The sequence below is a fragment of the Nonomuraea maheshkhaliensis genome, from assembly GCF_039529435.1.
In the GTDB taxonomy this organism is placed as follows: domain Bacteria; phylum Actinomycetota; class Actinomycetes; order Streptosporangiales; family Streptosporangiaceae; genus Nonomuraea; species Nonomuraea maheshkhaliensis.
In genome coordinates, this window is sequence record NZ_BAAAMU010000226.1 from 1 (window position 1) to 8,152 (window position 8,152).

Below are 8,152 nucleotides of genomic sequence, written 5' to 3' on the forward strand. Positions count from 1 at the left end.
ACGCGGGCGGCGGACCGGGGCCGGGCGGGGGAGGTGGCCCGCCGAGGGTCTGGTCGGTCATCGGGTGCCCCAGGCCACCGGCAACTCCTCCAGCGACGAAACACGCACCACCGACACCCCGGGCGGCGCGGCGGGCGCGGGGCCGGAGCCGACGTACACGCAGATGACCCGGTCGAAGCGGCGCCGTACCCCGGCGACCCGCCCCACCTCCACCGGATCCCCCGTCACCAGCACCAGCGATCCCCCGCCCCGCGCCGTCCGCAGCGCCTCCGTGACCCCGGAAGAGCCCCCGGAAGAGGCTCCGAGAGAGTCCCCGGAAGGTCCCCCCGAAACACTCGCCTGGACCAGCGCGAGCCGGTCCAGGACCGCCTCCGCGTCCGTCCGGGTGTCGGGCAGGGGCCCGGCGTCGGTGAGGAGGCGTACCGGGAAACCGGAACGGGCCGCCGCCACGGCGACCGAGGCGGCCGCGTCCACCGCCGGCTCCGTCAGCCCCCGCGTGTCGAGCAGCACCGTCGTGGTCGGCAGGCTGGCGTCGATGAGCTGGCGCACCATCAGCGTCCCCGTGCGGGCGCTCGACCGCCAGTGGACGTGACGCAGGTCGTCGCCCACCACGTACTCGCGCAGGGTGTGGAAGGTGACCGTGCCGCTGGGCGCGTTGTCGCTGGTGGGGCCCTCCAGGTGGTGGGCCTTGCCGGACGGCGGGACGGGCAGGGGGACCGTGCGGGGCCGTACCAGAAGAGTCGCGGGGCGGCCGTACGAGCGGACGCGGCGGGTCAGCCCGAACGGGTCGGCGCGCACGAGCGCGAGCGGCCCCACCGGGATCTGCCCGCGCGTGCCGGTCGGCAGCGGATACGACACCGTCCGCGTCGCCCCCTTGGGCAGCCTGGGCAGGTCGACGGTGTGCTCGTCGGCCCCGATCCGGTCCTGGGCGCGCAGCCCGGAAAGGCCCCGGCCGCCGAGGTTGGCCACGTTCAGGACGGCGACGGCGGCGTCGCCGCGCGGCACCTTGACCGGCGTGACCTCCCTGTGCACCTCCAGGCGCGGCTTCGGAGCGGTCCAGGCCAGGGCGGCGGCCAGCGCGAGCAGGGCGCCGGTGGCGAGCACGACGGGCTCGGGGTAGCCGAGCGCGAACCCGGCCCCGTACAGGACGACGGCGCCGGCGAGCGTGCCCCGGCCCAGCGGCGTCAGCACCGCCATGAGCCGCACCCTAGGCCGCCTGCGGCACCGGCATCCCGGCGAGGATCTCGCCGAGCGCGGTCGCGGCGGTGACCTCGCGCAGCTCGGCCTCTGGGGTGAGGATCAGGCGGTGCGCCAGTACGGGGACGGCCAGCACCTTGACGTCCTCGGGCACGACGAAGTGCCGTCCGGCGGCGGCGGCCTTGACCCTGGCCGCGCGCAGCAGCGCCAGGCTGCCGCGCGGGCTGGCGCCCAGCCGCAGGTGGGGGCTGGTACGGGTGGCGCCGCACAGCGCCACGATGTAGTCGTAGACCGGGTCGGCGACGTGGATCCGCGAGGCGAAGTCGATCATCCCGGCGACGTCGGAGGCACGCGCCACCACCGGCAGCCGCTCGACCTGCGGCCCCGTCGGCATGCCCTTGAGCACCTCGACCTCCGACAGGTGGTCCGGATAGCCGACGGAGATCTTCATCAGGAACCGGTCGAGCTGCGCCTCGGGCAGCGGGTACGTGCCGTCCATGTCGACCGGGTTCTGCGTGGCCACGACGAGGAAGGGCCTGGGCACCGGATGCGGCTCGGCGTCCACCGTGACCCGCCGCTCCTCCATGACCTCCAGCAGCGCGGCCTGCGTCTTCGGCGAGGCGCGGTTGATCTCGTCGGCGAGCACGATGTTGGCGAAGACGGGCCCGTGGTGGAACTCGAACTTCTGGTGGGCCTGGTTGAAGATGGACACGCCGGTGATGTCGCTGGGCAGCAGGTCGGGCGTGAACTGGATGCGCCGCCACTCCGCGTCCACGCTGGCCGCGACCGAGCGGGCGAGGGTGGTCTTGCCGGTGCCCGGCACGTCCTCGACCAGCAGGTGCCCCTCGGCGAACAGGCAGATCAGAGCCAGCTCGATGGCCTCGTGCTTGCCGCGGATGATGCGTTCGATGTTGCTCGCGAGCAGCTGGAAGCGCTGGGCGAACTGCCCGGCCAGCTGCGCGGGCTGCTGCTGCGCAACCTGCTGGGCCGCCTGCTGCTGCGGCACCTGAGGCTGCTGCTGGTACGGCTGCGCGGTCTGGTCGAACTGGTCCCCGTAGTTCTGGTCCCCGTAGTTGTACTGGTTCAACTGAGTCCCCTTCTCAGTCGGTGCACTCGAACAGGGGCCCCTCGGGGAAGCCTCCGTCCGGAGTCGCCACCAGGGTGTCGTTCAGGTAGCCGTTGCCGTACTGGCTCTCGATCCGGTTCCAGATGTCGCTGGTCTTGCCGGTGGACGAGTCGGTGTACGAGGCTCCCTTGACCTGGCAGATCACGGTCAGGGTGATGTACTCCTTCTGCGGGATGGTTCCCGCCTTCGCGCCGGCCGACGGGGTCGTGCGGATGATCGTGTTGGTGTCCTCGTTGCTGGCGTTCTTGTACTGCTGCTTCGGGTAGGCCAGGTCCACCTCGGTGGTGGCCACGTCGGGGCTCTCTCCCGCCGCGTTCCTGGCCTTGAGCTTGAACGTGTGCTTCTGGTTGTTCTTCAGCCCCTCGACGGTGAACGAGGTGCCCTTGATCGCGTCGTTGGTGGCGGCGCCGGTCAGCTCGTACGTGGTGGCGTCGTCGGCGCCCTCGGGGGCGTTCCAGGTGAGCTCCGCGCCGCGGTTCCTGGCCTTGGCCGCGAATCCGGTCGGCGAGCCGGGCGCCACGCAGGGCTTGGCCTCCGCGCTCGGCTCGGACTCGACCTCGCCGCCCTGCCAGTGCGCGACCACGGTGAACGTGTACTCGCCGGTACAGCTCCCGCCGGTGAACTCGAACCGGTACGGCCCGTCGGCGCCCACCGACTGCGGCACGGACCTGCCCTCGCCGGAGGTCTTGAGCGTGTACCGGTCGACCTTGCCGCCGGCCGAGGGGCTGAAGGTGACGGTCACCTTGCCCGGCCCCGACCTGGCCGTGACGCCGCCGGGCGGCGCCGGCGCGCTCGGCGTGGGAGTCGAGGACGGCGTCCGCGTCGGCGTCCGTGTCGGCTCTCGGGTCGGCTCTCGGGTCGGCTCACGAGTAGGCTCGCGGGTCGGCTCACGCGTCGCCGGCGGGACCGGGGCGCGCGTCGTGGTCTCGACGGGGTCGGTCTCTGGCGGGGTGTCGGTCCGCGTCGGGTCGGTGCGCGGCGTCTGCTTGGGTTTGGGGGTGCTGGTCGGCCCCGGTACGTCAGAGTCGTCCTTGGCGATGTCGTGCTTGCGGCCTTCCGGGTCGATGACGATGGCCTTGTCGCCGTTCTCGTCGTTCGCCCACAGCAGGCCGTCCTTGACGAAGACGTCCACCGGGCCCGGCTCCTGGGCGACCCTGAGCGTGGTGGGCCGGCCGCCGTCCGCGCTGTCCCAGACGATCAAGGAGCCGCTGGCCTGGTCGGGCACGTACACCTTGGTACCGAGCACCTGCGGCGTGCCGAGCGCGGCCGGGTCGCCGGTGCTGAACTTGGTGCTGAGCACGGCGTTGGAGGCGGTGTCGATCACCACGAGCAGCCCCGAGTCGCCCGGCGTCAGGATCGGCACCAGCGAGCCCTCGGTGGCGGCGGGGGTGAGCGCGCCGCCCTTGGCCGCCTGGGAGACGCCCTTGGGCAGGGTGATCTCGCCGATCCCTCCGTCGGACCCGATGACGGTGGCGGTGGCGGCGCGGCTGTTGACGACGACGGGCAGGCCGCCGGCGATCGTGACCGACAGCTCCTCGCCGGGCGTTCCGACCTTGACCGGGGCCGCCGCCGTGCCCTCGGCCACCGGGACGACCTCGCCCCTGGCGGTGACCGGCACCCACAGGCGTCCGCCGCCGTCGATGCGGGCCGCGCCGAGCGGGGCGGGCAGGGTGAGCGCGTCGCCGACGGTGTTGAGCGTGGCGGGGTCGAGCTGCTGGATCCGGCCGCTCGCGGGATCGACCGCGTAGCCCGTGCCGCCGGACACGGCCAGTTGCAGCCCGGCCGCGCCGAAGTCGCGGGTCTGGGCCACGCTGAGCTGGCTCGGCTCGATCCGGCTGACGTAACCGGTCTGGTCGTCCACGAGCAGCACGTCGCCGCCGTCCTGCACCACCCGCAGCTGACGGCCCGCCTTGTCGTTGAGGTAGCCGTCCACCTCGCCCGACAGGCCGTTGACGTGCACGATCTTGCCGCTGGCCTTCGTCCAGAGCCACGCGCCGACGTCGGCCAGCTTGGGGTTGGCGCTCGACACGCCCACGCCCAGCCATGCCGCCACGGCGACCAGGATCGCGGCCAGCGCGGCGGCGACCAACGCCGTGGCTCGATCGCCTCGGAGCATGCGCACTCGTCACTCACCCCGGTTTGTACGATTACTGAGTGTTTCGCCCCCGTGTTATCGGGCATCACCCTAGCGCCCAGGCGTCCCGTACGCGTACGTACTCGCTGGTATACCTGTGGTTCGGCTGGGCATCGGGCTGGGCTCGCGGTGCGGACGTGCCAAGAGTGTCGGTGTGAAGCCGTACCTTAGTGCCCGTGTCCGAACAGCCACTGACCCTCGACTCCGTCCTCACCGACGAGGCGGTCCTGTCGACCTACCGCCGCATGTTCGCCGCGCTGGCCCGTGACAGCGGGGCGGTGGTCGACGATCCCGCCCTGGTCGACATCGCCGAGACGCTGTTCGCGGCGTTCGCGGAGGCCGGCGAGGAGTGGCTGACCCACGAGCAGATGCGCTTCGCCTGCCGGGCCCATCCCGCCGACCAGTTCGACAACCGGCTGCGCGTGCTCAAGGGGCTCGGCGCGATCCGCGAGGTGTTCCCCAAGCCCAACCAGCTCCGTTACCGCGCCTCGTTCACGAGTGTGGTGGGGCTGATGTTCATCCGGCGGATGATGGACGACGGCGGGCAGTCGGAGATGCACCGGCTGCTCGCGCTCGAAGACCTCAACGTCGCCGATCCGCGCACCACGATGGAGGAGGCCAGGCAGAGCGCGCTCAACCTGGCGCGGGCGTTCCGGCTGTGGGCGCTGGAGCTGATCACGCTCACCACGGGCACCATCGAGGAGCTGCGCGAGCAGGCGCCCAAGCTGTGGGGCACCGAGGAGATCGCGCGCAGGGCGCAGAGCCTGCACGGCACGATCCTGACCCGGTGGCCGGAGCTCGACCGGGTCTGCACCGACCTGCGGGCGGCCATCTACGCTTACAGCGACGCCTCCCGCCGCGCCGCCGGGCGCCTGGCCGACTCGGCGGGCATGACGCGCAACCTGACGCTGCTGCCGACGGAGACGTGGCGCACCTTTGCGCAGACGGCGTCCAGGGAGCGGCTGGCGGCGGTGCTCGACGGGTTCGTCTTCGACGCGCCCGCGCCGTGGCACGATCCGGCCGCCATCGCCCGCGCCGTCGACGAGGCCCCGCGCCCCGCCCCCGCCCAGCCCACTCCCCCGCGTTCCAACCTGCCCGACCCCGGGCCCGAGTCCTCGCTCGACTCCTCGCCGGGCGCGGCGCTCGAACGGCTGACCCGGATGGCCGAGTCGCTGCTGGGCGAGGCCGACCGGGTCGCGCTGGCCGACGTGCTCGGCTCCGACTGGCCGTCCGCCCGGCGGGTGCTGGCCGACCTCACCACCGTCGACCTGAGACCCGAGCTGCCCTACCGGCTGGCCTGGGCCGACGGGCTGAGCGTCGATCCCGAGCGCGAGCCCGCGTGGCTCTCCCACGGTTACCTGGAGCGGGTCTCATGAACGCCGATCGGCGGGCTCACGCCGTCGCCCACGCGCGGGTGCGGGCGGGCGGGCCGGCCCGGCTGGGGGCCGGGGTGGCGGCGGCTCCCGGCATGCTCCGGCTGACCAGGCCCGACTCCACCGGCGAGGCCGTGCCCGTGTGGCCCGACGGGGTGACGCCGTCGCTCCTCGACGAGCACCAGGTGCCGCCCGTCTCGGTGGAGCGGTCCGGGGAGACCAGGCGGGTGCTGGCGGCGGTGCTCAAGTGCTGCTGGCGCGACCAGTCCGTGGATCCGTGGCCGGGTGAGCCCGCCCCCGTGGAGCTGGTGCTCGACACCTACCGCGAGCTGATCGGCCGCACCGACGACCTGATGCGCAACTGGGCGCGCGGCGCGCTGCGGCGGCTGCACGACTCCGCCTGGATCGTCGTCGACGACGGCGTGGTGCTGCTCGGGCCCAGGTGCGCGCTGTGGCCGGTGGAGTCGCACGCGCAGTTGCAGGAGCTCGTACGCCGGCTGCCCGAGCCCGAGCGGCCCGAGCTGACCGTGGTCGGCGACGCCGACATCGTGGCCGCTGCCGTCCCCCAGCCCGCGGCGCCCGCCGGAGCAGGGGGCCGGGCCGAGGGCGGGGCGGCCGAGTTCGACGACCTGCTCAGCGGCTACGACGAGCGGCGGCGGGCGGAGCTCGTGGCGGCGTTCATGGTGGTCGAGCACGCGGCGGAGCCGGTGCAGGAGGTGCGGTTCGCGGCCCTGCGCGATCCGGCGCTGCGCCACACGCTGGGCGAGATGCTGGCCAGGCGCGGCCGTACGCTGATCAGGCACCGCGAGCGCTGGACCTCCGGCTACGACGACGCCGTCGCCGCCGAGCTGAGCGGCTCCGAGGGCGAGGGCACCCGGCTGGGCGTGAGCGAGCGGGCGGTGCTGACGCTCGTGCTCGTGCACTCCGTGGCCATCCCGCGCGCCGAGGGGCTGCTGCCTGAGGACTCCTGGCTGTCGCCGCACCCGACCCCGGTCGACGAGCTGCGCCGTCACACCCAGCTGCCGATCGGCGAACTGGAGGCGGCGTTGCGCTCGTTGCGGCACGCCGGGCTGATCGGGCAGGTCAAGGCGGGCGAGGAGGCGGGCGGCTACGTGCCGGGGCCGCAGTTCCACCGGCTCACCCCGGCGGCCAGGCGGCGGCTGCAGGAAGAGCTGATCCTGGCGGCGGGGCCGAACACGCCGCTGGCGGCGGCCGTACTGGCGCGAAGATCGGCGAAGTGACGGCTTTCGCGGCTTTGTAGTGGCTTTTGTCGGTTTTCAAGGCGAATGGAAGGACAACGGGGGTTTCAGGTGTCGCAGGTGGAGAACGTCGTCGGAGACCGGGTGCTGATCGCCGTGCAGGCGGTCAACATCTCGCGGCTGTCGACCCATCCGGTGCCGACGGTCCCCGGCACGCTCATCGTGGTGGCGGGCGCGGGGCCGAAGGACTCCAACGGGGCGGGCAAGTCGTCGTTCATCGCCTCGATCACGGCGCTGCTGGGTGACGAGCAGTGGCGCTTCGCCTCCGGCGCCAAAGCGATGTCGGAACTGCTCTTCAACGCCGAGCTGGCCAGCGGCGCCGGGGCCCGGCAGTGGGCCAGCGCCGACCACGGATACATCGTGGGCGTCTTCGGGCCGCCCGGCATGGAGGGCTTCGAGCCTCAGGAGGACACGTCTCCTCCTGAGGCGGCCTCTTCCACGGCTGACAGCGACGGGGAGCTGTTCGAGGTGCCCGACACCTCCGGCGGGGCGCTGACCGTCTGGCTGAAGGTCAACCAGGAGGCGCCGCACCTGGAGATCCGCTGGCGGGAGGGGGTGCACCTGGCGGCGTCGCCGTCCGAGGCCGAGCGGGTGGCGCGGGCCGACGAGATCTGGGCGTCGCTGCCGAAGTCGGCCGGGCGGCGCGACGTCGTGGCCCGCGACCTGACCAAGGTGCTCTACGGCGACCGGGTCAGGTGCGTGTCGTTCCTGTCCACGTCCGTACGCAGCAAGGTCGCCACCAACCTGCTCTCCCAGCCGCTCAACGAGATCTCGCCCGAGCGCGTCTTCGAGGCCATCGCCGCCCTCACCGGCCTGGACGCCGAGCTGGAGCAGGAGCGTGAGGCCCGCCGCGACGAGCACGCCAAGCGGGTGCGGGCGGCGCAGGCGGCCGAGCGGCTGGCGGAGTTCGAGTCGGAGTCGAAGGCGCTGCTGAGCACGTTCGACCGCAGGGACCAGGCCAGGATCCGGCTGGCCGACGCGCTGCGGTGCTGGCGCGGGCGGCAGGCGCGCCGGCTGGCGGACGCGGCCGTCAAGGACGAGGCGCTGGCCGCCGACCTCGACC

Annotated in this window: 5 protein-coding genes and 1 pseudogene; 3 read left to right on the plus strand and 3 right to left on the minus strand. The window is 73.1% G+C overall.

All coding sequences use genetic code 11. The features are described from left to right. Nucleotides 1–57 precede the first annotated feature (57 nt). The 3 genes from ABFX54_RS55050 to ABFX54_RS55060 are packed head-to-tail and all read right to left on the minus strand — an operon-like array spanning nt 58 to nt 4,439. Nucleotides 58–1,197, minus strand: a complete 1,140-nt coding sequence (locus ABFX54_RS55050) for a DUF58 domain-containing protein (RefSeq protein WP_346115328.1) — start codon at nt 1,195–1,197, stop codon at nt 58–60. 10 nt (nt 1,198–1,207) lie between these two features. Continuing rightward, a complete protein-coding gene (locus ABFX54_RS55055) occupies nt 1,208–2,284 on the minus strand; it encodes an AAA family ATPase (RefSeq protein WP_346115329.1) in 1,077 nt (358 codons plus the stop codon). A 13-nt stretch (nt 2,285–2,297) separates the two neighbouring features. After that, nucleotides 2,298–4,439: a fibronectin type III domain-containing protein gene (locus ABFX54_RS55060; protein ID WP_346115330.1), complete on the minus strand. Its 2,142-nt coding sequence runs from the start codon at nt 4,437–4,439 to the stop codon at nt 2,298–2,300. A gap of 194 nt (nt 4,440–4,633) precedes the next feature. Between ABFX54_RS55060 and ABFX54_RS55065 the strand changes: the two genes are divergently transcribed. The 3 genes and pseudogenes from ABFX54_RS55065 to ABFX54_RS55075 form a co-directional block, all read left to right on the plus strand. Beyond that, nucleotides 4,634–5,833, plus strand: a complete 1,200-nt coding sequence (locus tag ABFX54_RS55065) for a hypothetical protein (protein ID WP_346115331.1) — start codon at nt 4,634–4,636, stop codon at nt 5,831–5,833. After that, nucleotides 5,830–7,071 (plus strand): hypothetical protein, encoded by a 1,242-nt coding sequence (locus ABFX54_RS55070; protein WP_346115332.1) that lies wholly within the window; start codon nt 5,830–5,832, stop codon nt 7,069–7,071. Before ABFX54_RS55065 ends, ABFX54_RS55070 begins: the two co-directional genes overlap by 4 nt. A 78-nt stretch (nt 7,072–7,149) precedes the next feature. Beyond that, nucleotides 7,150–8,152, plus strand: a pseudogene (locus ABFX54_RS55075) (chromosome partitioning protein ParA); the annotation flags it as partial.

Bases quoted from the DNA above. Each gene is read 5' to 3' on its own strand.
- ABFX54_RS55050 (WP_346115328.1), bottom strand. From the start codon at position 1,197: ATGGCGGTGCTGACGCCGCTGGGCCGGGGCACGCTCGCCGGCGCCGTC.
- ABFX54_RS55060 (WP_346115330.1), bottom strand. From the start codon at position 4,439: ATGCTCCGAGGCGATCGAGCCACGGCGTTGGTCGCCGCCGCGCTGGCC.
- ABFX54_RS55070 (WP_346115332.1), top strand. From the start codon at position 5,830: ATGAACGCCGATCGGCGGGCTCACGCCGTCGCCCACGCGCGGGTGCGG.